This is a genomic window from Peptidiphaga sp., from assembly GCF_057238965.1.
Window position 1 is genome coordinate 1 of record NZ_DBHHEV010000048.1, and the last position, 1,510, is coordinate 1,510.

The 1,510-nt window shown below is 63.4% G+C and carries 3 protein-coding genes; all 3 read left to right on the plus strand.

All coding sequences use genetic code 11. The features are described 5' to 3' along the window. A partial coding sequence (locus tag ACO48X_RS06905; RefSeq protein ID WP_485001363.1) for an amino acid kinase family protein occupies positions 1 to 278 on the plus strand: 278 nt, incomplete at its 5' end. Between the two features lie 34 nt (positions 279 to 312). Beyond that, positions 313 to 870: a ribosome recycling factor gene (gene frr / locus ACO48X_RS06910; protein ID WP_485001364.1), complete on the plus strand. Its 558-nt coding sequence runs from the start codon at positions 313 to 315 to the stop codon at positions 868 to 870. Between the two features lie 7 nt (positions 871 to 877). After that, positions 878 to 1,510: phosphatidate cytidylyltransferase (locus ACO48X_RS06915; RefSeq protein WP_485001365.1), on the plus strand; the 633-nt coding region annotated here is incomplete at its 3' end.

The following is a 1,510-nucleotide window of genomic DNA, read 5'->3' on the forward strand; positions in this document are numbered from 1 at the left end:
CGGCCGAGCTTCACTGCGACGAGATCCTCGTCGGAAAGAACGGCGTCGACGGAGTCTACACCGCGGATCCGAAGACGAATCCCAATGCGGTCAAACTGGATTTCATCACCTACGAACAGGCGATTTCACAGGGTTTGAGGGTGGTCGACGCCGCGGCCTTCTCGCTGTGCCAAGACAACGACGTGGCCATGCGGGTGTTCGGAATGGGCGAGTCCACCAACGTCACGCGCGCACTGCGAGGCGAAAAGATCGGTACGCTTGTATCGGCATCCAGATAGCGCTTGGTCAGCTTTCGAGCAGAAAAGGACAACCATGATTGACGAGACGCTCCTCGAAGCCGAGGAAAAAATGGAAAAGACCGTCGAGGTCGCGCGCAATGAATTCAGCGGCATCCGCTCAGGCAGAGCCAATGCCGCGATGTTCAACGCGATCCTCGTCGACTATTACGGTGCGCCGACCCCCTTGCAGCAGCTGGGAACCATTGCGATTCCCGAGGCGCGCACTGTTTTGATCACTCCTTTCGACCGGTCGGCCATGGCGTCCATAGACAAGGCCCTGCGCGAGTCCGATCTGGGAGTCAACCCCACCGACGACGGCAATCTGATCCGCGTCGTCCTTCCCGCTCTCACGGAAGAGCGACGCCGCGATTACGTCAAGCTCGCTAAGAACAAGGCTGAGGAGGCGCGCGTAGCCATTCGAGGGATTCGCCGCAAGGCCAAGGAAACCCTCGACAAGATCAAGAAGGACGGCGACGCCGGCGAAGACGACGTCAAGCGCGCCGAGGAGAAGCTCGACGGGTTGACGAAGCGCCACGTCGAGCAGGTGGACAAAGTGCTCGAAGGCAAGGAAAAGGAACTCCTCGAGGTCTGAGACGACGATGGGCGAGTTGCGCAATCTGACGTCTCGGCTGGCGCCCCACCCGCCCAAGCCGCCCGAGCCGTCGGCGTCTAAAGCTGGAAGGAATCTCAAAGCGGCGGTCCCCGTGGCCTTTGGGCTTTTGGGCCTCGTTGCTTTCAGCGTCCTGTGGCGCATAGAGGTCTTCGTCGTGCTCGTGGCCGCCGCCTTGTGCGTGGCTCTGTGGGAAGTCGCCGGGGCATTTCTCAACAAGGGGCGCCGCATTCCCCTGCTGCCCCTGTGGTGCGGGATCCTCACGGTGGTCGGCGCGACGTGGGCGAGAGGCCCGCTCGCCGGGCTTGCCGCATACTGCGTGGCAGCCGTCGCGGTCATTTTCTGGCGCTGGGCGGAAAGGGGGAGGAGCCCGGGCTCCTGGTCCGGCGACGCCGCAGCCGCCGTTTTCGCCCTGGGATGGGTCGGCCTGCTGGGCTCTTTCGCCGTGGCGCTCGCAGGCCTTCCGCGAGCCGAGTGGATGGTGGCCCTGCTTGTCCTCATGCCCGCCTTTTCCGACACCGGCGGTTGGGCATTCGGCGTGCTGTGGGGACGCCATCCGATGAGCCCGTCCGTCTCGCCCAAGAAGTCTTGGGAGGGCTTTGCCGGCTCTCTCGTTGCGGCT